Origin of the sequence: Pseudomonas eucalypticola (genome assembly GCF_013374995.1) — a bacterium.
GTDB lineage: Bacteria > Pseudomonadota > Gammaproteobacteria > Pseudomonadales > Pseudomonadaceae > Aquipseudomonas > Aquipseudomonas eucalypticola.
Genome location: NZ_CP056030.1, coordinates 3,156,898 through 3,179,691 on the forward strand (window position 1 = coordinate 3,156,898; position 22,794 = coordinate 3,179,691).

The 22,794-nt window shown below is 59.5% G+C and carries 22 protein-coding genes and 1 pseudogene; 10 read left to right on the top strand and 13 right to left on the bottom strand.

Translation table 11 applies throughout. The features are described from left to right. Window positions 1-132: 132 nt before the first annotated feature. Window positions 133-1,083 (bottom strand): hypothetical protein, encoded by a 951-nt coding sequence (locus tag HWQ56_RS14180; RefSeq protein WP_088523633.1) that lies wholly within the window; start codon window positions 1,081-1,083, stop codon window positions 133-135. A gap of 611 nt (window positions 1,084-1,694) precedes the next feature. Between HWQ56_RS14180 and HWQ56_RS29095 the strand changes: the two genes are divergently transcribed. From HWQ56_RS29095 to HWQ56_RS14200, 4 genes are all read left to right on the top strand, one after another. After that, window positions 1,695-2,165 carry an antitoxin Xre/MbcA/ParS toxin-binding domain-containing protein gene (locus HWQ56_RS29095; RefSeq protein ID WP_245217861.1) on the top strand — a complete coding sequence of 157 codons (471 nt, stop codon included), beginning with the start codon at window positions 1,695-1,697 and terminating at the stop codon, window positions 2,163-2,165. A gap of 533 nt (window positions 2,166-2,698) precedes the next feature. Further along, the gene (locus HWQ56_RS14190; protein WP_055137105.1) at window positions 2,699-3,136 is read left to right on the top strand and encodes a MazG nucleotide pyrophosphohydrolase domain-containing protein; all 438 of its coding nucleotides are present in this window, start codon (window positions 2,699-2,701) and stop codon (window positions 3,134-3,136) included. Next, a complete protein-coding gene (locus HWQ56_RS14195) occupies window positions 3,133-4,296 on the top strand; it encodes a hypothetical protein (protein WP_176570902.1) in 1,164 nt (387 codons plus the stop codon). The genes HWQ56_RS14190 and HWQ56_RS14195 overlap by 4 nt, the downstream gene beginning before the upstream one ends. Further along, entirely contained in the window at window positions 4,296-6,497 is a 2,202-nt protein-coding gene (locus HWQ56_RS14200; RefSeq protein ID WP_176570903.1) for a hypothetical protein, read from the top strand. Before HWQ56_RS14195 ends, HWQ56_RS14200 begins: the two co-directional genes overlap by 1 nt. A gap of 472 nt (window positions 6,498-6,969) precedes the next feature. On the opposite strand, the pseudogene HWQ56_RS14205 reads toward HWQ56_RS14200, so the two are convergent. From HWQ56_RS14205 to HWQ56_RS14215, 3 genes and pseudogenes are all read right to left on the bottom strand, one after another. After that, window positions 6,970-7,733, bottom strand: a pseudogene (locus tag HWQ56_RS14205) (site-specific integrase); the annotation flags it as partial. Window positions 7,734-8,694: 961 nt separating this feature from the next. Beyond that, window positions 8,695-8,973 carry a membrane protein insertion efficiency factor YidD gene (yidD, locus tag HWQ56_RS14210; protein WP_318533145.1) on the bottom strand — a complete coding sequence of 93 codons (279 nt, stop codon included), beginning with the start codon at window positions 8,971-8,973 and terminating at the stop codon, window positions 8,695-8,697. Continuing rightward, the gene (locus tag HWQ56_RS14215; RefSeq protein ID WP_158158131.1) at window positions 8,898-9,140 is read right to left on the bottom strand and encodes a DUF4177 domain-containing protein; all 243 of its coding nucleotides are present in this window, start codon (window positions 9,138-9,140) and stop codon (window positions 8,898-8,900) included. Before HWQ56_RS14215 ends, yidD begins: the two co-directional genes overlap by 76 nt. Window positions 9,141-9,634: 494 nt before the next feature. Here HWQ56_RS14215 and HWQ56_RS14220 point away from each other — a divergent pair. Continuing rightward, window positions 9,635-10,797 (top strand): IS3 family transposase gene (locus HWQ56_RS14220; RefSeq protein ID WP_176570905.1). Its coding sequence is split into 2 segments (ribosomal slippage): window positions 9,635-9,890 and window positions 9,890-10,797, totalling 1,164 coding nucleotides; the frame shifts between segments, so codons are not numbered across the junction. 177 nt (window positions 10,798-10,974) lie between these two features. Here the strand turns inward: HWQ56_RS14220 and HWQ56_RS14225 are convergent. From HWQ56_RS14225 to HWQ56_RS14265, 9 genes are all read right to left on the bottom strand, one after another. Continuing rightward, window positions 10,975-12,063, bottom strand: a complete 1,089-nt coding sequence (locus HWQ56_RS14225) for an MFS transporter (protein WP_245217863.1) — start codon at window positions 12,061-12,063, stop codon at window positions 10,975-10,977. Window positions 12,064-12,141: 78 nt separating this feature from the next. Continuing rightward, the gene (locus tag HWQ56_RS14230) at window positions 12,142-12,903 is read right to left on the bottom strand and encodes an SDR family NAD(P)-dependent oxidoreductase (RefSeq protein ID WP_158159209.1); all 762 of its coding nucleotides are present in this window, start codon (window positions 12,901-12,903) and stop codon (window positions 12,142-12,144) included. A gap of 107 nt (window positions 12,904-13,010) precedes the next feature. After that, window positions 13,011-13,841: a transporter substrate-binding domain-containing protein gene (locus HWQ56_RS14235; protein ID WP_158159210.1), complete on the bottom strand. Its 831-nt coding sequence runs from the start codon at window positions 13,839-13,841 to the stop codon at window positions 13,011-13,013. Window positions 13,842-13,884: 43 nt separating this feature from the next. After that, window positions 13,885-14,694: a transporter substrate-binding domain-containing protein gene (locus tag HWQ56_RS14240; RefSeq protein WP_176570906.1), complete on the bottom strand. Its 810-nt coding sequence runs from the start codon at window positions 14,692-14,694 to the stop codon at window positions 13,885-13,887. A gap of 32 nt (window positions 14,695-14,726) precedes the next feature. After that, complete coding sequence (locus tag HWQ56_RS14245) at window positions 14,727-15,452, bottom strand: amino acid ABC transporter ATP-binding protein (protein WP_158159212.1); 726 nt, start codon at window positions 15,450-15,452, stop codon at window positions 14,727-14,729. Continuing rightward, window positions 15,449-16,105 (bottom strand): amino acid ABC transporter permease, encoded by a 657-nt coding sequence (locus HWQ56_RS14250; protein ID WP_158159213.1) that lies wholly within the window; start codon window positions 16,103-16,105, stop codon window positions 15,449-15,451. Before HWQ56_RS14250 ends, HWQ56_RS14245 begins: the two co-directional genes overlap by 4 nt. Before the next feature lie 2 nt (window positions 16,106-16,107). Next, window positions 16,108-16,770 (bottom strand): amino acid ABC transporter permease, encoded by a 663-nt coding sequence (locus HWQ56_RS14255; RefSeq protein WP_158159214.1) that lies wholly within the window; start codon window positions 16,768-16,770, stop codon window positions 16,108-16,110. Between the two features lie 136 nt (window positions 16,771-16,906). Continuing rightward, entirely contained in the window at window positions 16,907-17,971 is a 1,065-nt protein-coding gene (locus HWQ56_RS14260; protein ID WP_158159215.1) for an LLM class flavin-dependent oxidoreductase, read from the bottom strand. Between the two features lie 64 nt (window positions 17,972-18,035). Further along, complete coding sequence (locus HWQ56_RS14265) at window positions 18,036-18,551, bottom strand: flavin reductase family protein (RefSeq protein WP_199267176.1); 516 nt, start codon at window positions 18,549-18,551, stop codon at window positions 18,036-18,038. Between the two features lie 188 nt (window positions 18,552-18,739). On the opposite strand from HWQ56_RS14265, the gene HWQ56_RS14270 reads away from it, so the two are divergent. The 5 genes from HWQ56_RS14270 (at window position 18,740) to HWQ56_RS14290 (ending at window position 22,781) form a co-directional block, all read left to right on the top strand. After that, entirely contained in the window at window positions 18,740-19,402 is a 663-nt protein-coding gene (locus HWQ56_RS14270) for a GntR family transcriptional regulator (RefSeq protein ID WP_199267177.1), read from the top strand. 389 nt (window positions 19,403-19,791) lie between these two features. After that, entirely contained in the window at window positions 19,792-20,598 is an 807-nt protein-coding gene (locus tag HWQ56_RS14275; RefSeq protein ID WP_176570907.1) for a transporter substrate-binding domain-containing protein, read from the top strand. A gap of 30 nt (window positions 20,599-20,628) precedes the next feature. Next, window positions 20,629-21,303, top strand: coding sequence for an amino acid ABC transporter permease (locus HWQ56_RS14280; protein ID WP_176570908.1), 675 nt, complete (start codon window positions 20,629-20,631; stop codon window positions 21,301-21,303). Beyond that, entirely contained in the window at window positions 21,303-22,040 is a 738-nt protein-coding gene (locus HWQ56_RS14285) for an amino acid ABC transporter permease (protein WP_176570909.1), read from the top strand. Before HWQ56_RS14280 ends, HWQ56_RS14285 begins: the two co-directional genes overlap by 1 nt. 3 nt (window positions 22,041-22,043) lie before the next feature. Further along, complete coding sequence (locus HWQ56_RS14290) at window positions 22,044-22,781, top strand: amino acid ABC transporter ATP-binding protein (protein WP_176570910.1); 738 nt, start codon at window positions 22,044-22,046, stop codon at window positions 22,779-22,781. The last annotated feature ends 13 nt before the right edge of the window (window positions 22,782-22,794 follow it).

The window sequence follows — 22,794 nt, forward strand, 5'->3', positions numbered from 1 at the left end:
CCGATGGCGCCTTGACCTCAACATCCCACTGCTGGATTTACTGGCGTTACCAGGCCTGGGCTGGCCTAGCATCATGGCAGCCTCGACCTAGCAAACGTCGTGTGCTTTGAGGGGCTGCGCAGGAGTCGCAGGCTACCTGTCGTACTTGGAAGGCAATGGACAGTCGTAATTGACGTCAATCATGTCCAAGTTCTTCAGCTCGAAATTGGCGTAGCTTGTCCCATTCGATGTACGTACTGTGGGCTGTCCGTACAGGAACACGAATGCGGTCGGTTTAGGCTCCTGAGAGATCTTTGAAAGCCTGGTTGCCATGAGGTTCTTGAGCCTGTAGCGGTCGATGAGCGCATCCGAGACGAAGCTTGAGGTTGTTAAGCTTTCGGTTCCGCGCATCAAGCATTTCTTGAACTTGATCCGGTACGCATCGTCTTTTCTGGTGCGGTCAATGTAGGCCCAGCCATAGTAGATGACGGGGTGGTCGGGGAGGTCGTTAAGATCCTGCTCCCAAATGCATTTGAAAATGCTGTCGTACGCTACGTCCTGGCCAGCGATGTTGAGGCGGCGAAACTCCAGGGTGTTGTCAGATCGATAGCGAATGTACCGACTCACCACCGAACGGACGGAGTAGATGGGGCCAACGATCCCAGACTCACCCAGCTTGGTGGTGTATGGCCTGGTGCTCTTAGCGCGCTTTTTCGCTACCTGCACATCGGCAGCGGGATCCTGGGTGGGCTCGTCGTAGTACGAGTCGGGACGCTCGAGCTTGAAGACGTCAACAATGGATTCATCGACAGTTCTGCGCTCCTGCCCGTCGGGGCCGTTCGGCTCAACCTTCAGATCGACCGCCTTCCCGTTGACAACCCCGCACGTCTCACTATGGTCGCCGTAGACCTTGAAGTGCGGCACCACCCGCATGCTCTGCACGTCCTTGTCCAGATTCGCACAGGTCACCTGCGCTGTGCAGCCCGCGCCCGGACAAACGAAGAGACGTTTGTTGGTGATGACTCCTGCCCAATACAGGTCATAGGCTCGATCGGGGTCGACAAAATCTCCAGCCTCAAGGCTAAACGCCACATCCAATGCCATGTCTCTAGTACAACCTCCTGTAATCATCATGATGGCGTCCAGCGCCACAGCGAGGAAATCAACGGCTCGATATCCTGATTACCGTCTAGCACGCCCTTGAGGCATCGCGCTGACCGAATCCTCGCACACAATCCGGAGCATGGCGATCTGCGAGGATGGCAAAATGAAATCGTCGAATTTCTTCCCATTTGCCTGTCGAGCGGCACCGTGAGCGCGAGCTGGCGCCGGCGCGGTGAACCGGATCAGTAATCGGAACCTGGTGACTGACTCAGCAGTTCGATGGCTAGATTAATGGTGGGCCATCCGGTTCAAGGGGCTAGATTTGATGCGATGGCCTCAAAGCGGGCAGGGCATTCCAGGCATACTAAGGAATGCGTAAGTGACGGAGGATGTCAGATCATCTGGGGAGGCGTCTGCGCGACCCCATGCACCCATGGCCCATGGCTGTCATCTGCGGCTCCTCGACCCCGCCTGATCCGTGCCAGCGGGCTCACGCCACGGCGTGGTGCGCTGGAGCTTCCCGTAGTGCCATGTTAGGTTGGTTTTTTGAATGCATGGTCGCCGTTGGATCAATCCGACGCCGATCGACCAGCCGCATAAATGGAGTCGCCGTGACGCCAGACAGACTGCCCGCGCTTCTCACTGACGAAGAGTTTGCGGCCATGATGCGAGACTTCGACACTGCAAGCCACTGGATGCGGGAACAGTTGGCATTGAAGCGCGGAACCGCAAGCGCTGCAGCTCAGAAGCAACCCAGCGGTGGGGAATCGCAAATGGCAGCAGACGCTCGCCCAGCGATCGACCATAATCACAACTCGACGCAGCCACATGCCCGGCATAGCCAAAGCGTTGCGCGCTTTCACATGAGCACTTTGTCCCCTGATCAACACGACCGTTACCTAGAAGTGCTCGAAGCAGCTATGCGACTGTATAGCGGCGATCATGATGCGGCGATGCGCTGGATGTCTCACCCAGTCAAAGCGCTTGATGGCAAAGCTCCTGACAGCATGGTCACAACCAGGCTGGAGGCTGAGACGGTGATTGAGTTCATCAGGCGCTTAGAGCACGGTTTTGTCGCCTGAGTGACCTCGAGGCGGGCCCTTTTGCCCGCAATGCTGTCGTGGCCGAGGGTTTGGTGCTCATCAAAGGTATACACCAACGCTCAGACTGGATCGGTCACGCGATCGAAACGCCGACCGTTCTCGACTACGGAGGAGGGTAACCGCCAAATTTTCGCAAATGTGGCTCGATGTTCTTCAACTGGCGCCTCTGGATTTTTGGGTTTGGCCACATGCGCACGCTGTTTGTTTAAGGCTCGCCGCTGTTCGAGCTCTCCAGTATGCTTCTGGGATCTTGATTTCTTAACTGGCGTCCTGGGCTAACGGAGTAGTGAGAGACAATGAGTTTTCAATCGCAAATGGATTGCCCAGACTCCCAACCGCTCCCAGCCCATTCCCAGCGTGACCTCGCGGCCTCAATGCCAGCCAGGCATCCCCGCGCCTGTCCACCGCTCATGTCCCGTCATCGCGACGCTCAAGCCGCTCCTTTGATTTTTTGCGTGTTGCATCATGCAAAGCGGACTCACCACTTTTGACTTATCGAGAAGGAAGCATTCATGAGTAAGCCTTTCAAAGACCGCATTCATGCTATGAATCAGATGTATAAGCTGCCGATCAACAGCGCTCCGACGCTTCTCGCCGATCCTGCGGACAAGCTCAGGAAGTTCAAGGCCACACTGATGGCTGAAGTCCATGAGATCGATGAAATCGTCGAGAAGATCGAGAAAGGTGAAGCCGAGATCGATATCAAGGTTGCCATAGCCGACCTGCTGGGTGATGTGATGGTTTACTGCCGGTCTGAGGCCCTGAAGTACGGGTTACCATTGGAGGACGTCCTGGACGTCATCATGGACAGCAACGAAAGCAAACTGGGAGCAGATGGAAAGCCTATCTACGACGAGAACGGGAAGTTCCTCAAAGGCCCGAATTACTGGAAGCCAGAGCCCAAGATCAAAACCTTGCTTCTTGGCGCTGGGGACAAAGCGGACGTTTGATTGGAGAAACAGGCTTGAAACCTATCAACCTTGGCAAGACGCGTACGCTCAAAGACATCGAAGCGGCCATTCGCAAGATCTGCGACAGCCAGGGTGAGAGGTTTCTCATTCAGGCAGACATGCTCAGTGCGCGGCATGGCGCCATGCATGATGCCGCACGCCTGCAACTGATCGTTACCTTGGCCCGGCAGCAGTTGCAGAGCGACTACCTTGATTTCAACCCGCAAGCCGATGCTCAAGCGTTGCTGCACAACCTCGCTAACTGTTCGCCAGGTATTGCTGCCTTGCGCCTTTCCAAGGGTATCCGGCTCGGCGAGCAGACATTCAATCGCCGAGAGGTCTTTCAGGAGTCGGTCGAACGAATGCAGGCCATGGACGCCGGCAGGTACGAGGACGTCGTCAACGGCCGAGTCGTCGATCTGATCTGTGTTGCAGGATCGAAGGTTCAGCACCTGCGACCGCTTTTTAGCGCGGAAGGCAAGGTGAAGCCTGCGTCTGAAATGACCACTGAGATGCGCAGGCTCATTGACTTCGTCAACAAGCAGAGCGGGCGTGCCAGTGTTCCGGATTCTCTCCTCGAAAGCTTGGGCCTGCTCTGTTCTGAGCTTGTATCCAACACCCAGGAACACGCGACTTCAGACCATTTGGGCCACCCGTATTTCGCCCACGTAGAAGGCGTCATGGTCGGCTGGAAGCGACTTGAGGACGAGATTTTCGCTGAAGACTTTGACGGTAGTGAGGACTTGCGCCGTTACTGGGAGCGAGAGTCGTCCACCACCGACAACAACAAGACCAGCCTGCGCGCATTGCACATCAGCTTCTTCGACTCAGGCCCCGGATTCGCCTCCAGGTTTAGCGGCAGGGCGGTGCAAGAGATGTCGCTCCAGGAGGAGCGAGACTACCTGCTCAAATGCCTGCAGCCACGCCAGTCCAGCAAGACTCTGGACGCTGCGGGCATCGGCCTGCCTGCCATCCTGAACGAGCTTCGCAAGGTAGGCGGATTGATCCGTATCCGTTCCGGGCGACTGTGCATCTACAACCAATTCGAAGAGAACGACCAGCACCGTCATCCTGACGATTTCAGGGATTGGGACACCACCGATTTGGCGCCCGTTGCAGGCGCTGTTGTCACCATCATGATTCCATTGAGGGGCATGTAATGGAGCGTTTCTATCAATGGATGTCCGCTGTCAGCGACCCCAGTGGCAGTCATGAAGCGTTGGTCGTCTGCTACAACGATTCCGAGCTCTCGGTTCAGCATGTCTTCACTGACATCGAGGTGGCTCTCAAGGCCCAACGCCATCTACCTGACTGCGTCTACATCCTGGGGACGTCTGATCAGCTATCCGTATTCAGGAGCGGTTGGGCTGACGACCAAGACCGCCTGGCCAACCTCCTGAAGCGTGGCGAGAAAAACGCGCGTGTATGTGTCCATGAATACGTGTTCCTGGAGTGGAATGGCGCAAGCTTCAACCCCCATGTGCTGGGCGGCAAAGAGCTTGTCTACCGTCATGATCCTAGCGCTCTCTTGAGGGATGGTTTGAGAACGCTGATCGAAAAGAACAACGTGATTCATGCAGCGCCATCCGCGCACTCCTTCAAGCACCCCTCCGGCACACTAAACAACGTGTTCATCCAGACCAGGGAACTGGCGAGTGATGAAGCCGAGGTGTGTGTGGTCGGGTATGCAATTGCACTCGAGTACGGTGCCAGGCTGCGCCAGGCTGGCAAGGTGTACATCGACACCATGGGCATCTATGCATTCGCGAAAAATGCGCTCGCTCGCTTGGACAGCAAGGCTGAAGTCATGAGCTTCCACTCCTACGAACGGCTCAAGACCATCTACCCGCCGGAAGGTGAGTATTTCTGCGTGGTATCAGCCTCTACATCTGGCGGTATGGCTAAGCAGATGGGGGAGCAGGGGTTCACAGAGGAGTGCGTAGCCACGCTGATCGATCGCACAGCGGATGGCCGATACGGAGGTGTGCTGGTCGCCCTGGACGACGTTGACTATCCACTGCCAGTCAAGGCTGAGGAAGGCTGCACGCTGATCGAGATCATAGGAGAGAACTTCTCGGCGAAATCCAAGCCACCCAAGTCGATCACGATATCCTTGAAGCATGACCCGAAGCGGCTGGCCAAATTCCACAAGTACTTCGGTATGGGAGGAATTGATGGATTCAACAAGTCGAGCAAGCCTCGCAAGCTGTTGACGCTCAATACTGATCTGTTGCTGGCGGACGCTGCCTTCAGAACATGGCTGGCCGCTGAAATTGACTGGTCGGTCTCCATGGCGACAAACCTGATCGTCTACGCCGACGATGACGGGTCGAAGAAACTTGGCGAGGTGGCCCATGAGATTCTCAGCGAGAAATGGGGCGCGACCAAGCCAATCCAATGCGTGCCTTATAGCGAGCTTGACCAAGTTGAGTTCAAAACCGTCTCCGGGGTGCTGGTCGCGACAGTAGTTGCGCGCGATGGCGGCATCCTGAGAGAAATCAGTCGTGATCTGCGGGCCTACATGGATGCGACCGTGCCGCGCAGGTTCCTTGCACCGATCGGGATTCCACAGAGCGCGAGAGCCTGGACGCTTCTCAAAACTTTCCTGATGAAGAACCCCACGCCCCGGGAGTATGGCTTCTCTAACTGGCTGTGCCTGCCCATCGGAGATGACGGAAAAGAAAACGCCTGGAGTCGGTTGACCAAGGTTACCTCCGCCGGGCAGGTCGATGACGTCGGCTTCACGCCTGCAGTCTCGGACGAGGTTCGTCATCAGGCTCTTGATGAGGCCGCTGAGCTGATGGAGGAGCACAAGCACAGCTTCCTGCCAAAACATAATGGCAACGCGCTCGCCCTATCCGATGGTTTTTTGTTCTTCGACCCCTCAAGTAATGTGGGCAAGGACTGCCAAAACGTACCGCAAAGCACGGTGTTCTTTACGATTGCTGCCGTCCTCCAGTTCGCTCGGGAGCACGAAAATCATGAGCTTCGCCTGCAACCGACGGGGTATGAATCCGTGGTGTTATCACCGGAGTGCTTCCTCCGGTTTAACGACAACGTCCTGCAGGCGTCATTCCTCCGGGCGTGTCTCCCTTCAGAGCTTGATTACTCAGCAAGCCCGGAATTGAGCAAGCTGATGAAGGAGCTCATCGCCAAGGTATTCGCCCGCTGGGAGCGGACTTACGGCGATGCCGCCTTAGAGTTTGCCGCTGCACTGGCTACCGGTACGCTGAAACTCACGCAGGAAGACGCCCGGGCACTGCTCGAGGAGGCTATCGAAAACCGTAAGGACAAGGCCTCCAGCCTGCTGGGATTGCTCCTGCTGAGCCAACGGGCGCTGTTCCCTGCCTCCGAAGGGTAGAGCAGAGGCTGTAAACCAATTTTTTATACTGTTAACCGCTGTGGTTTACAGTGCAAAAAGTTGGTTTACAGCTATCTGTGTGAGGCGACAGTGACTAGAAGACGCCGTTGAAATCTAAGGTTTACCTTAGTTTTTGCAGACTTCTGAGCGGTTGGGGTGAGAATCTAAGCTCTAGCTTAGTTTTTGCCTAGCTGTGCAAACCGCTGGCGCTTGTGCGGAAAAGGGCAAAGGCAAGGGCAGGGTGCCTGGAGCGGGCGTGGTCGACTCAATACTGTATATATATACAGCTTTAATGTCCAATCAGGCGGCGCAGCAGATGTGTAGTGAGCATGGTCGCAATTGACTTAGTTTATCTGATTGAGACTGAGTTTTTAGCCTGGCACAGGTAGGGTCTCCATGGATACCAATGCTGCCCTGTGCGTATTGAGCTTGCCCTTTCATTATAGTGACGCAAGAGCAGGGCAGCGCAGTATCAGCCTCTGTCTCGCGTTCCTAAGTGTTTGACCGACCGCGCTCGCTCTTGATCATGTGAGTGGTAGTAGGTGTTTTGAGTTGTCGCCAAGTTGGAATGCCTTAGATCGTACTGGAGATCCTTCGCGTTTCTGAACGGCGCATCAAAGGTCGCCGAGGTATGACGTAGCCAGTGCGATGATGCTACGCGCAGGCTGTCCATTTCATAAGGCTCACGTCCTTCTGCACGCATTCTGACGAGCGCTTGGTCAAAAACGGTTTGGAGGAGGGCGCGCACCTGTCGATCCGAGAGGCCTGCGCGACCGCTCAGCGTTTTCAGAAGCGGAGTTTTCTCCTGATAAGTAGGCAATGGACTCAGTCCAATGAAGGTACGGTACCTTGTGAGATACTTCGTTACATACTCATCACGCACTGCGATTTTTCCGGACTGTTGCCCTTACCCACAACATAGAACCACCAGTTTTCATCAGCATCCAGACGAAAATCTCCCATGGTGGGCTGCCAATTGGTACGCCCAACGATATCCGATATGCGCAAATACATGCTGAACATCGTAACGAGCACGAATAGGGTGCGCTCATGTTTCCTAGGATCAGCAGCGGCCATGGATTCTGCAGTGTCAATCACATAATCCCATTGCAAAGGGGTCAACGCCCGAGAAGTGCTGGATTCTAGCTGAGATGAACTATACTGCCCCTTTTTAGAAACCTTGCGGAACGGATTCGAAGTAGCGATTTCTTCTTCCACTAGATATTCATAAAAGCCGCATAGGTATAAATACGCTTCGTCACTCCAATGTCCATTTCGCCCCCGAAAGTGTCCACATTACAAGCTTATTCATACGAAAGTGTCCGCATTATTGTCGTGCAAGTCGATTTCGGAAAGTGTCCGCATTGACCGCAAATTACACCAAAGGCAGCAAAAACAGGGATCCCGCCTGGTGGTTGCTCAGGGCGGGCTTTGGAAAGTGTCCGCATTATCGTCGCGTTCGCAGAAAAACGGCTCGGAGAGTCGTTCGTGGTTGAGCTGTGCGAAAGCTTTACTGCTAAGCGGTTTCCAGAGACCTCAATTCCAATATCGAGATCGTGGAAACCGTTGTGAGGCCCGGAGCGCTTGGCTTGGAGCGATTTGTCTGCTTGGTGCTGCTGGGCTTCGGGGGCGGTTCAGGGTATGTGTATTTCAGGTGAGAACTGTGGCTCGTTGAGCGTTGAATATGGAAAGTGTCCTGATTATGGGGTTCGCTGTGTGCGCAGGAAGGTGTCCGCATTAGGCGCAAACCACCCTGCAGGCGTTAGATTTACTGGCTTACAGGGGTGGTTTTGGAAATCCCGCAGATTACTCGAGTGTCCAGATAGCGTAGAAAACCGGAGCAACGGTTCAAACGATCGTTTTTTGAAGATACCTAATGAATTCAAGGGTTTGCGGAAGGCGCTCAGAGGCAAAAGTGTCCGCATTTCTGAGGTTTGCTGGAGTTCAGAAGCATCCCAGAAAGGCTGGAGGCCTTGTGGGCTGGGGGGTTTGGGGTTTTCAGGGGTAGGAGTGTCCGTGATTCGCGACGGTTACAGTGCTTAAAGTATCCAGGCGGCAGAGCAGACCCATAATCACATTTACCAGCCACACCCCAATACTCAATTTAACATAATATACATTATGCGTAGTTCCGTATACGAACCCCAGCCCCAACCGTCGCACCTCGCAAAAGCCATCCTCGAAGCCAACCCCCATCTCAAGGATAATCAATCCCCCCATGCGGAACCCGGCACCGATGAATCCGCTTCAATGCCATCGTCCATCCACGCACCGCACCATGCTTCTCAATCGCCAACACCGCATACCGCGAACAGCTCGGTTCAAACCTGCACGCGTTTCTCAACCGTGCGGGCGCCACTCGCTGGTAGGCACGAATGGCGGACACCGACAGCCAAGTGATCATGACGGCCGGCGGAAGGAAATTACGTAGTAATTGGCGTTGGAGTCTTTCTTGCCCGCCAGCGCGTCGAAGCATCCGGCCTTGACCGAGACGCCAATGGTGTCCACCCGGTGAAACTCCCAGCCTTGGGCGGCGTGTTCATTGACCACGTTCTGCAGGTAGACGGCGGCTTCATTACCTCGGTGCTTGCTGGCCTGAACTTCGATGTTGGGCGGTACCTGGACCATTTTATAGACGTACATGGTGACTCCTTTCCAAGGGTAAGCTGCCTAGCCGGACAGTTAGGTGCCCGGAGCGTATCAGCCACCGACTGGATCCTGGCCTTGCTTGGCCGGTATACGGTGCGATTACTCTTTTATGGCCTGGCCCTGAGTAGCCGATGGTTTGCGCCGTTTTCTTTCATCACTGCGCTAAAACGAGGTCATACATCATGCGCTTACGTGAAATCTGAGCGCGTGAGCAAGCCTGAGCCTCCCGCTTTTCAAGCAGAAGCGTCTCCACATGATGGCGCGCGCCAGGCGCTGCGGTAGAATAGGCGCCCTGCTTTAGGCATTTTTCATACCGAATATTTATAACTCAACTAAAGAACTATTTAGTTGAGTTATTTATTCTGCGTTCGGCCATTCGCGGAAATGTGACCCTCCTCCGTGTGCTGATAATAATCGTCGTCGATGTAGTGGTCTAATGAAACCGGACACCCATTTAGGCGAGAATGCTCGCCACAGAGAGGTGTCTGATGACCAAGCAACGTCGTACCTTTACCCCTGAGTTCAAGCGCGAGGCTGCGTGCCTGGTGCTCGATCAAGGCTACAGCCATACCGAGGCAGCCCGTTCGCTTGGGCTGGTTGAGTCGGCCTTGCGTCGCTGGGTGAACCAGCTCCAGCAAGAACGTGGCGGTGTCACCCCGACCAGCAAAGCGTTAACACCTGAGCAGCAAAAAATCCAAGAATTGGAAGCCCGAATCAATCGTCTGGAACGGGAGAAATCGATCCTAAAAAAGGCTACCGCGCTCTTGATGGCCGAGGAGCACGAGCGCTCGCGTTAGTCGATCAGCTTCGCTCCGAGGAGCCGGTTGATCTGTTGTGCTCGGTATTTGAAGTCACCCGATCTTGCTACTACGCATACTGTCGAAAACGCCGATCCCCTGATGCCGAACGGGTGATTTTGCGCAGCCGCGTGAACGAACTGTTTACTCAAAGCCGAAGCGCTGCGGGCAGTAGAAGCATCATGCTGATGATGAAAGAGGACGGCATGCAAATCGGGCGATTCAAGGTACGTAAGTTGATGCGCGAGATGAACCTGATCAGCAAACAACCGGGCTCCCATGCCTACAAAAAGGCCACCGTGGAGCGACCTGATATACCGAACGTACTTGATCGAGAGTTCAGCGTGGCATCCCCCAACAAGGTCTGGTGCGGTGACATCACGTACGTTTGGGCCGAAGGTCGATGGCACTATCTGGCAGCGGTGATCGATCTGTATGCGCGCCGGGTCGTAGGCTGGGCGTTCTCAGTCAAGCCTGACGCTGACTTGGTGATCAAGGCATTGGATATGGCCTATGAGCAGCGTGGCCGGCCTCAGGATGTGCTATTTCACAGCGATCAGGGCAGCCAATACGGCAGTCGAAGTTTCCGCCAGAGACTATGGCGATACCGCTTCACACAGAGCATGAGTCGGCGCGGCAACTGCCACGACAACGCGCCGATGGAGCGGCTATTTCGTAGCCTGAAAACTGAATGGATACCGACGGTGGGCTACATGAGCGCCGTGTTGGCTAAACAAGATATTGGACGTTTCCTGATGGAGCGGTACAACTGGCGGCGACCACATCAGTTCAACGACGGCTTGGCGCCTGCCGTTGCCGAGGAAAAACTTAACGCAGTGTCCGGGATCAGTTGACCACTACATCGATGACCCGCCAGAGACGACGGCTACCGTGCTACCCCAATCCTCAAATGGGCGCTATCCGCGGCTCAACCTCAATCCCCGCAGCGCGTTGACGCTCAACCGCCATCGCCAGCAGCCACACCATAAAGCCAACAACCGAAGCCGCGACGCCGATGTAACTTATGCAACCTAGCCCATACCCCCCGTGATCGCCATGCCCCCGGCCCACGGCCCCAGTGCATTGGCAATATTGAAAGCAGCGTGGTTAGAGGTGGCGGCCAATGTCTGCGCCCGCCCCGCTACCTCGATCAGCCGCGTCTGCAACGCCACGGACAACGCACTCAGCGTACCGACGCCGATCACGCTCGAGCACAGGCTCCACAGGGCATGCATTGCGCACGGGAACACCAGTAGGATCACGCAGGACCATAGAAGGATCACGCCCGTGGCCTTGAAGCCCAGCCGGTCCACTAACCAGCCGCCCGCCACCGCACCGATGACCGAGCCCAGGCCAAAGGCCGCCGATACCCAAGGCATCCAGCTTTCAGCCACCCCTGTGATGCTGACCAACACCGGGGCCAAGTAGGTATAAACGCAGAACATGCCAGCGTAGCCAATGGCACCGATCAGCAATGCCAGCCACACCTGGGGTGTGTTGAAGGCCTTGACCTCTCGCCTGGGGTCAATGATTTCTTCCGCGGGGTCTTGGGGTAAGGTGCGCCCCACCAACGCTGCGGTCATGAGTGCGAGGCTGCCCACCAGTACGAAGGCGATACGCCAGGTGAAGTGCTGGCCTAACCCGGTGGCCACGGGGCTGCCCACCAGGATCGCGAGGGAAAAGCCCAGCAGCACTTTCGACACTGCTGCCCCACGTTGCGCCGGTGGGCTGATGGCGGCGGCCGCGAGCATGGCTACGCCAAAATAGGCACCATGGGGCAAGCCGGCGCAGAATCGCGCCACCAGCAGGCTGCCATAACTCGGTGCCAGGGCGCTGGCAAGGTTGGCGCCAGCGTAGAACAGCGCCAGGGCCACCAGCAGGGTTTTGCGCTTCAACCGTGCCGCGGTAAAGGCCAGCACCGGCGCGCCGATCAGCACCCCCAGGGCGTACAGGCTGATGAGATGCCCTGCCTGCGTGGTGCTGATGGCCAGGCTGCGGCTGATGTCCAGTAGCAGGCCCATGCTGGAGAATTCGCTGACGCCGATCGCGAATGCCCCCAGCGACAGGGCAAAGATAATGAGCGTGCGCTGACGTTGGGTCAGCCCTTTGGCAAGGTCCATGGGACAAGGCTCGCAAACAGGCGCGCGCACTGACGCCTGCGGCGAGCCGCACGCGTCAGTGGCGCAAAGTGGATAGGGTCAGATGGAGATACCGCCGTCCACCACCAGGATCTGCCCGGTGGTCATGGCGGCACCGAAGCCCAGGTAAAGGATCATTTCGGCGACGTCAGCCGGCGTGGCCCAGCGCTTGAGCGGGGTGGCCGCCTCGGAGGTGGCGCGGTGTTGTTCGGTCCACTGTATGGACCAACTGCTGTCGACCGCGCCGGGGGCAACGCCGTTGACCCGCACCTCGGGCGCCAGCCCACGCGCCAGGTTCTTGGTTAGGTTGATGGCCGCCGCCTTCGAGGCGCTGTAGCAGATACTGCTACTGACCGCGCCGAAGCCGGCGATGGAAACGGTGTTGACGATGGCGCCCCGGCTTTCCTTCAGTGCGCTCGCCGCGGCCTTCGAGCAACGGAACACGCTCATCAGGTTGACGTTGAGCAGCGTTGCCCACAGCTCTTCGCTGATACCGTCGAGGTCGCCAACGGGCACCGGTTTGCTCAGGCCTGGGGTGCCGGCGTTGTTCACCAGCAGATCAATGCCGCCGAGGTCGGCAATGGCCTGTTCGACCATGGCGTGGGCGGTTGCGGCGTCGGACAAGTCGCCGGGTGCGGCAATGACGCGGCCGCCGTATTGGGCCAGGCTCTCCAGGGCCTGCTGGGCGCGGGGATCACCGGGTAGAAAATTGATGGCCACGTCGGCGCCGGCTTCAGCGAGCATGCGCGCGGTTTCCAGGCCAATGCCAGAGGCGCCGCCGGTGATCAATGCGCGACGGTTCTTGAGTTCAAAGCGGATCATGAAAGGTGTCCTGTCAAAGGGTGGGTCGGGTCAGGCCCTGCACGAACGACATCCCAGCTGGGCCATGCTGCGTTGAAAAAAGACACGGGATGCATGTCTTGCAGACCTTAGAAATCGACGCCGGCAACCTTCAGGCTCGGGGGTTGCGTGGGGCTGATGTATTGCTTGTAGAGTTCGCCGAAACGGCCCGAGGACACCTCGTTCCACACGAACAGCTTCGCCCAGCCCAGCATCTGCTGGTCGTCGCGGCGCACGGCGATGGACACCAGGTCCGGCGGGAACGGCGCCTCGCCGGCCAATTCGAAGGTGGGGAACTGCCCGCTCTTGATGAGCGCCGAGGCCACGGCGGTGGCCTGCAGCACGGCATCGACCTTGCCTTGCTGCAGGGCCAGGAAGGCTTCGGTGTCGCTGGCGTAAGCGGTGTACTGGGTTTTGCCGTCGTTCCAGGCGGCAATGTCGCGCTTGAGCAACTGTTCGGTGGACGTACCGGTCACACCGCCCAGGGTGTGCCCCTTGAGGTCGGCGTAGTGCTTGATGCCACTGCCCGCCCGGGTGATGACGGCGGTGGTGTAGTTCATGTAAGGCTGGGTGAAAGCCACCGATAGCCCGCGCGCCACGGTACTGGTGGTGGACGCTACCAGCACATCGATACGGTTGGACACCAGCGCCGGGATGCGGTCGGCCGAAGGGGTCTCGACGATTTCGGCGGTGGCACCCAGGGCCTTGGCCATGTCCTTGCAATAAGCCACGTCGAAGCCGTCGGGCTGGTTGTCGGCGGTGCGGTAGCCTGAAGGCGGTGAATCGAGCATCACGCCGCAGCGCAGTTTCTTCGCCTGCACCACGCGGTCCAGGGCGGAATCGGCGTGAGCCTGGGCGGCGAACGCCGCGGCCATGGCCAGGGTCAAGGGCAACAGGGTTTTCAGGGTGATGGTCTGCATGGCACGCTCCGTTGATGGGTTTGAAAGCACAGGGTTGGGCAGATCAGTAGTCCACGCCGCCGACGCTCAGCGACGGCGCGTCACCGGGGGCGAAGTACTGGTTGTAAAGGGCCTTGTAGCGACCGGAAGCCACCTGGTTCCACACGAACAGGTGTGTCCAGTTAAGGAACTCCGCATCCCCGCGTTTCACCGCAATGGCCAGCAGGTCCGGGGGCATGGGGGCCATGCCGGCCAGTTGCAGATGGGGGAATTGGCCACTTTTGATCAGCAGCGTGGACACCGGTACCGACAGCAGGATGGCGTCGACCTTGCCCTGCTCCAGCGCCACGTAGGAGTCGTTGTCGTTGGCGTAGCCCACATAGCGGGTGGCGGGCGCCTGCCAGCTGGCCATGGCGTTTTTCAGGAATTGCTCGGTGGTGGTGCCGGTCACGCCACCCAGGGCGTGGCCCTTGAGATCATTCCAGCCCTCGATGCCAGCGCCCTCGCGAGTCAGCACGGCGATGGGCACGCTCAGGTAAGGTTGGCTGAACGCCACTGCCAGCCCGCGTGCCGCCGAGTTGGTGGTGGACGCCACCAGTACGTCGATCCGGTTGGACACCAGCGCCGGAATGCGGTCCGGCGACGGCGTCTCGACGATCTCGGCAGTGGCGCCCAGGGCCTTGGCCATGTCGTTGCAATAAGCCACGTCATAGCCATCGGGCTGATTGTCGGCGGTGCGGTAGCCCGAAGGCGGCGAGTCGAGCATCACCCCGCAACGCAGCACCTTGCTTTGCACCACTGAATCCAGCGTGGAGGCCGCCCAGCCCTGCCCCGCCGCCAGGGCCAGGGCCATTGCCAATATGGTTTTATACATGGTCGAACCCTCTCCAGTGAAAAGCCGAATGGTCAGCAGTGTTCGCGGCGCAGAAACTTCTGCGTGTGCTCGCTTTGCGGCGTGCCCAATACCTGTGCCACGGTGCCGATCTCGGCCACGTTGCCCTGGTGCAGGAACGCCACACGGTCGCTGGAATTGCGCGCGAAGGTGATGTCATGGGTCACCACCACCATGGTCATGCCTTCCTGGCGCAGCAAACGCATGGTATCCAGCACCTCGCCCACCAACTCCGGGTCCAGCGCCGAGGTCACCTCGTCGAACAGCATGTAGGTGGGTTTCATGGCCAACGCGCGGGCAATCGCCAGGCGCTGTTGCTGGCCTCCGGACAGGCGCGAGGGCAATAGCTCGGCCTTTTCCGCCAGGCCTACATGGGCCAGGTGGTGCAAGGCGATCTCGCGTGCCTCGCGACGGCTTTTGCCCTGTACCAGGCGCGGCGCCAGTGCCACGTTTTCCCAGGCTTTGAGGTGCGGGAAGGCGTTGAACTGCTGGAAGACGATGCCCAGGCGTTGGCGCAGGGTGTTCAGGTCGGTGGACCGGGCGTGCACCTGGATGCCGTCGACCTTGATGCTGCCGCCCTGTATCGGCTCCAGGCCGTTGATGCACTGCAGTAAGGTGGACTTGCCCGAGCCGCTGGCGCCCAGCAGGCACAGCAGCTCGCCTTTGTTCACGTCCAGGTCGATGCCCTTGAGAATCTCGATGTTGCCGAATTGCTTGCGAACGCCACGGATCTCGATCACAGCGCCATCCTCCTTTCCAGGCGCGCGCTGTAGCGCGACACCGGGTAACAGATCACGAAATAGAAGAGCCCCACGCCCAGCAGCAGCCACAAGGCTTCATGGGTACGGGTAATGAGGATTTGCGTGGACTTCATGTACTCCACGTAGCCCACCACGCTGACCAGCGCGCTGTCCTTGGCCAGCCCCAGCAACAACCCCACCCAGGCGGCGAAGCTGGTGCGCAGGGCCAGCGGCGCGCTGATGTGACAGAACTCCTGCAGCCAGCCGATGCCCAGCGACCGTGCAGCGCGCCGGTAAGTGGGTGGCACCGCGGCTAGGCCGCCGCGCACCACTTCGCTGGTGACCACGGCCATGGACGAGCTAAGCACCACCACCGACAGCCAGAACGCGTTCACGCCCAGTCCCGACAACGCCAGGAAGCTGTTGGCCAGAATCAGCTGGATGATCATCGGCACGCTGCGCACCACGTCCACGTAGGGCGCGGTCAGCCACCGCAGCCACACCGAGCCGAAACGCATCCAGCCCAGGACAATGCCCGCCAGGGTGCCGAACAGGCCAGCCACCAGGGTCACCCACAAGGTGTGACCGGCGCCCTGCAACAAGAACCACAGGTCATGCCAATGCAATGACGGGTCTGCGAATGTGAATTGCATGTTCAGGTCCTCAGCCAGCGCCAGAACACAACGCGCGCGCCGAACTCGATGAGCTTGGCAATCACGTAGTAGATCAGGGCGGTTATCAGGAAAAACTCGAAGCTGCGGAAGCTCACCGACTGCGCGGTCTGCGCCGCGCCGCTGAGTTCGTGCAACCCCACCAGCATTCCCAGCGAGGTGTTGAGCATGGCCCACACCGCCTGGGTCACGTAGCCGGGGAACACCACGCGAAACAGCTGCGGGAACATCACGTGCAGGTAGCTTTGCCGGGCGTTGAGCCCCAGTGAGCGTGCCGCCGCCATCTGCTGGCGGGCGATGGCGCCCAGGCCGCCACGGAAGATTTCCGCCAGGTAGCCGGCGTTATTGAAGGTCAGCGCGATCAACACCGCCCAGTAGCTGCTGATCTGAATGCCCAGCGAACCAAGGCCGAAGTACATCATGTAGATCTGGAACACGGTGGGGGTGTTGCGCGCCAGTTCCACCCAGGCCGTGGCCAGGCGGTAGGCGCGCCCCGCACCAAGCCTGCGCGCCACCGCCAATGGCAGGCCCAGCAACGTGCCCAACAGCATCGACAGCGCTGCCAGTTGTACTGTGAGCCAGGCACCGGCCAGCAGTTCGGGGATCGCATCCCAGACCAGGGACCAATAGAAGGTATAACCAAACATGGCATGCCACTCTGATACGTCCGACCCTTGCGGGCCATTCAGGCATGCGTGCACGCACACCCATCAAGCGGCAGTCGAGAAAAAGGGGGCAAGGCAAGAGCCGCCCACGCTGTGTCGCGCGGTACGGGTATAACCATCAGCGTTTGCCGATGTTTTCCAACGGGCCCAGCTCACGTTCGACCAGTGGCAGGACTTCAGTGGTGAACCGTTCCAGGGAGCGACGCGCGCGGCCCAACGGCATGCAGCCAAACTGGAAGTTGCACGCGAAGTGTGAAGGGTCGAGGCGCTGGATGTTGTCGATCATCTTCGCGGCCACCTGCTCCACACTGCCGCAAACGATGTTTTCGGCGTATTGCTCAATGCTCTGCTCGCCGTCCACCGCCTGGTCACGAATGAAGTTGCCGTCCATGGGCAAGGTGTTGTGACGCAAATGGTGGGCCAACCTACCGACGTAGCGTGCGCGCTCACCGGCTTCGAGGGCTTCGCTGCGACTGTCGGTCACGTGCACGTACTGCATGATCGACAGAGGTTTGCTCTTGGGCGCTACACCCACCTTTTCCCAGTTGGCGTTCAGCCCGTCCACCATTGTGTACAGCACCGGCGAGCCCAGGGTGCTGGCAGCCAGGAACGGTACCGCGTCGGTGTGCTTGAAGCGTTCCAGCAACGCTGGCCCCGTGGAGGTGTAGTACACCGGTGGCAGTGGCTTCTGGATGGGGCTGACCGAGAACGTGGTGCGCGGCACCTGAATGTGCTTGCCGTGGAACTCGACGACACCCTGAGTCAGGGCCTGCTCGATGACTTCCCAGTACTCCAGGAAGATCTCCACCTTGTCGTTGATGTCGACGCCGAAGCGTTCGAATTCGAAGGCCTGGTAGCCGGTGCCCAGGCCGATGACCGCGCGGCCCTGGGACTGCACGTCCAGCAGGGCAATTTCCTGCGCCACGCGCAACGGGTTGTACAGCGGCAGGACCAGCACGCCGGCGCCCAGCTTGATTTTCGACGTCCAGCCCGCTGCGTAGCTGGCCATCATCAAGGGCGAAGGTGACGAGGAGTAGTTGCAGAAATGGTGCTCGGCGAACCAGGCGATGTCGAAATTGGCCTGCTCGGCCGCCTGCACCATTTCGCGGGTATCGGCCATCACGCCAGCGGCTCCCTGTGGGTGGTCGCGCAAGGTCATCAGGCTAAAAATGCCAAACTTCATGGGTACGTGCTCCTAAGGTGTGGCCCGGCGGTGCCGGGACGAAGGCCGGTGGTCGCCGGCGGTATCAAAACGATGCGGCCAGCGGCGCGGTACCCGCATAGCTGCCGTTCTGGTAGATCAGTGGGGCGATCGCCTCAGCGAAATGCACCTGGGTGACCCGGCCGATCACGATCAGGTGGGTCCCGTAGGCGATGCTGTTGTCCAACTCGCAGAACAGGTTGGCCTGGGCATCGGCCAGGTAGGGCACGCCGCCCTCGCCCAACTCCCAATGGCCTTGGCTGAAGCGCTCGCTGCCCTTCAAGCGGCCGCCGAAGTTGCTGGAAATGTCGTGTTGCCCGGTGGTGAGCAGGTTCACGCAGAAGCGCCGCGAACCGTTGAGGGCGGGCAACATCGACGACGCGCTGTTGATGCAGACAATGATTGAAGCCGGTTCAGCGCACAGCGAGGTCACCGCCGTGGCAGTCAGGCCGAACCACTGCTGCTGGTCGGCGCAGGTGACCACGCTGACCGTGGCGGCCAGGCGGCGCATGGCCTGCTTGAAGTTGTCCGGCAATGCCGGGGATGCGGCGGGAAGGATCATGGCGAAAAACCCGTGGTGGCCTGAAGACATTTTTAAAATTGCAGATTGTCAACAATCGGTCAAGCAGTGATCGAAAATTGTTGATGATCTGCAGCCGGCCAGGCGCCGTGATAGACTCCTCGCATCCCCTACAGCGAGCCAGGTCTATGGTGTCCAGCACGAAAAAGGCGGCGACGATCCTCGCCCCGATGAGCAACATGGAAAGTGCCGAATACGCTGCAGCGCAGATTCGCGCAGCGATCATCAACGGCGAGTTCAAGCCGGGCGAGCGCCTGATCGAAAAGCAGCTCACCGACCAACTGAACATCTCCCGTCACCCGGTGCGCGAGGCGTTGCGCCTGTTGAGCCGCGAGGGGTTGGTGGAGATCCGCGTGAACCGCGGTGCCATCGTCGCCGAGCTCAACGTCGACATGATCCTGGAGGTTTACGGCTTGCGCTCGGCGTTGGGCAAGCTGGCGCTGAAGACGTTGCTCAGCCGTGAAGGGCAGCTCACCCCCGCTACCCTCAAGGGCTTGGAGAGCATGGCCAGCAAGGCCCTGAAGCTCGCGCGTCAGGCTGACCAGGCGGCCAGCGTGGCCAATGACCTGGATTTTCAGCAGGCCATTGTCGATGCCAGCGGGTTGGAGCGCTGTGAGCGCTACTTCGCCGAACTCACGGCCGAGGTGCGGCGGTTCAACAACCTGTCGCGCATTGCCTACACCGATCGTGAGGGTGACGCCATCAACTACGTGCTGGCGCTGTATGAGGCGATCAAGGCCGGCGACCTGGCGCGTGCCGAGCACATCTGGCAGGCCAAGTTCGACCGGGCGGTGGAGCGCTACCTGGCGCACGTCGGCGCCACCAGCGCCTGACCTTGCGGTGCCGTGGCCGGACCGCAGCGGCGACGGTAAACGCAAAAAATCTGGATTTATTTTTCGCACCCTATCGGTGCAATCACACCGTGGCACCCCTCATGCCTGCCCCGCCCAGGCGCACACATGGCGGGGTTTCCGCCTCCCTGCCCCTCCCTTTGCCGCTCGGTGAATACCTTCCCGAGCCTATTCAATTCAATCGCTTAGCGAAGTTTTTCGCCAGTCACTGCATTGCTCGAACGGCCGCATGTCCGTCAGTGACATACCACTGTTGGCGCGCCGAGGCGCAAAAGGCTGCCCATTGACACCCTTAGGATTGTTGATAATCATCAAAAACAGATGCCGTCCCGAACCCCGGTCCGGCCCATGATCGATGCCTGGAGTCAACCATGCTCAAGCGATTTGCCGTTGCGATCCTCAGTGTGCTGTGTGTGGTGGGAGCCGCGCTGCCGGTCCAGGCAAGGCCCCTGGATGAAATTCTCAAAAGCGGCGTGCTGCGGGTCGGCGTACTGCCCAATTCACCCCCACAGTCGGCGCTGGGCAGCGACAACGAGCTGGAGGGCTTCGACATCGACGTGGCCAGGAAATTGGCCGAAAGCCTGGGGGTCAAGCCCGAATTCGTGATGACCGAGATTGCCCAGCGCGTGCCCTTTCTGATCAGCGACCGCATCGACGTCTGCCTGGGCGGCCTGACCCGTACGGTGGAACGCGCCAAACTGATCGGTTACACCGTGCCGCTACACACCGAGTCCATGGGCGTGCTGACCACCGACAAGGTCCACGTCGACAACTGGAAGCAACTCAACGACGCCAAATACACCCTGGTGCTGATCCGCGGCGTGTGGACCGCGGACTTCCTCAAGCAGAACCTGCCCAACGCCAAGATCCTCTACGTCGACACCATGGCCGACACCATCCGCTCCATCGCCCAGGGGCGCGCCGATGCCCTGGTGGAAAACATCGAGTTCTACGTGCCCTTCACCAAGAACTACCCCGACACCCACTGGGTGACCATGCCCGAGGCGCTGAACACCAGCTACGACGGCATCGGCGTGGCGCAGAACAACACCGCCCTGCGCGATCTGCTCAACGTGGCGCTGTACAACCTGCACACCAGCGGCTTCATCAACAAGACCTGGGAGCAGTGGTTCAAGGCCCCGATGCTGGTGAAAGTCGACCCCACCCCGTACTTCTGACCGCCCTGCCCTGCGCCCGGGAGGCTGCCCATGCATTACTCGCTGCAGTTCGGTGAAATACTCCGGCACTGGCCGGACCTGCTGACAGGTGCCCTTACCACCTTGCTGGTGGCCTTCGTGGCGTTCTGGACAGGCGTGTCGATCGGCCTGGGCGGCGCCCTCGCCCAGCGCCACGGCCGGCCATGGCTGCGCCGCACGGTACGCGCCTACGTGGTGTTCTTCACCAATACGCCGTCGCTGATCCAGCTGTTCGTGCTGTTCTACGGGCTGCCGGACGTAGGCATCGTGCTGTCGCCGATGCAGGCGGTGCTAATCGGCTTGTCGTTGAACGCCGGTGCGTACCTCACCGATATTTTCCGCGGCGGTCTGGCTTCCGTGCGTCAAGCGGAACTGGAAGCGGCCGCCACCTTGAACATGAACGCCTGGCAGCGCTTTCGCTACGTCACCCTGCCGCACCTTGCACAGACGCTGTACCCCATGCTGTCGAACTTCTTCATCTGGATCGTGCTGGGTAGCTCGATCGGAGGCCTGTTCGGCGTGGATGAGCTAGCGGGCAAGGCCATCGAGATCAGCTCCACCACGCTGCGCAGTATCGAGGCGTTCAGCGTGGCCGCGGCTCTGTACGTGGTGTTGACGTTCATCGCCAGCCTGTTCCTGTACGCCGTGGGCTACTGCTGCCTGCGCGTTCGCGCGAGGTTTATCTGATGCTGCCGCTATCGGTCCAACTCCAGCAACTGTTCAGTGGTTTTACCTTCACGTTCCTCCTCCAGGCGGCCTGCAGCACCCTGGCCCTGGCCGTGGCCGGTTGCAGCTGCGGCCTGGTCATGGGCCTGCTGGTGGCGTGCCTGCGCCGCAGCAGCGCGCTCTACCTGCTGCCGCTGCGGGTGTTGCTGGTGGTGTTCGTCGAATTGATGCGCCGCATCCCGTTCCTGGTGACCCTGTTCCTGACCCTGTTCGTGCTGCAGGCGCTGGGCACCAACCTGTCGTTCTTCAGCATTGCACTGATTGCCGTGTGCTTGATCGCCACCGCGTACCTGGCGGAAATTTTCCGCGCAGGGTTCGACTCGGTGCCCCAGGCGCAGATAGAAGCTGCGCAGACGCTGAACTTCAGCCACCGGCAGATTCTGTTCACCGTGATGCTGCCGCAAGCCTGGAAAGTGGTGCTGCCACCGGCCTTCAGTTTCATGGTGTCGTTCATCAAGGACACCGCCCTGGCCTCGCAACTGGGGGTAGTGGAGCTGACCTTCGCCAGCAAGATCCTGATCACCCGCGGCTACTCGGCGTTCCTGATCTACGGCCTGATACTGCTGGTGTATTTCGCTCTGTCGTGGCCGCTGAGTCTGCTGGGCGCCTGGCTGGAACAGCGTACCCAGCGCGCTTTCAACCCCCCGGCCCAGGCGCCCGTCGCCTTGGCCAGCCAACCGCTGCTGCACCGGAGGTAAGCCATGCCGCACCTGGATATCAGTAACCTGTGCTGTTCCTACGACACGCAACCCGTGCTCGATAGCCTCAGCCTGAGCCTGGAAAAAGGCCAGGTGGTGAGCCTGATCGGCGGCTCGGGCTCGGGCAAGAGCACCCTGCTGCGGGTGATCATGGGCCTCACCCGGCCCACCGCTGGCAGCATTCGCATTGGCGAGCAGGCCGTGGACTACGGCTCGGCGGCCAGCGTACGCGCCGCCCGCGAGAAGCTCGCCATCGTCTTCCAGCAGTACAACCTGTTCAACAACATGAGCGTGCTGCGCAACGTGATGGTCACCCCGACCCGCGTGCAAAAACGGGACGAAGCCCTGGTGCGCACCGAGGCCATGGCGTTGTTGGCCAAGGTGGGCCTTAAGGACAAGGCCGACGCCTACCCCGCGCAACTGTCCGGCGGCCAGCAACAGCGGGTGGCGATTAGCCGCGCCCTGGCGCTGCGCCCGCAGATGCTGTTGCTGGACGAGGTGACCTCGGCGCTTGATCCGGAGCTGGTTGGCGAAGTGCTGGACAGCGTGCGCCAACTGGCCCGCGACGGCATGACCATGCTGCTGGTATCCCACGAAATGCGCTTCGTGCGCGAAGTATCCGATCAGGTCGCAATGATGGACAAGGGCCGGATCGTTGAAATAGCCCCGCCCGAACAACTATTTACGGCTCCCCAACACCCCCGCACCCAGGCCTTCATGCAGAAAGTGGCCTGGCACTGATCACCCACTCAGA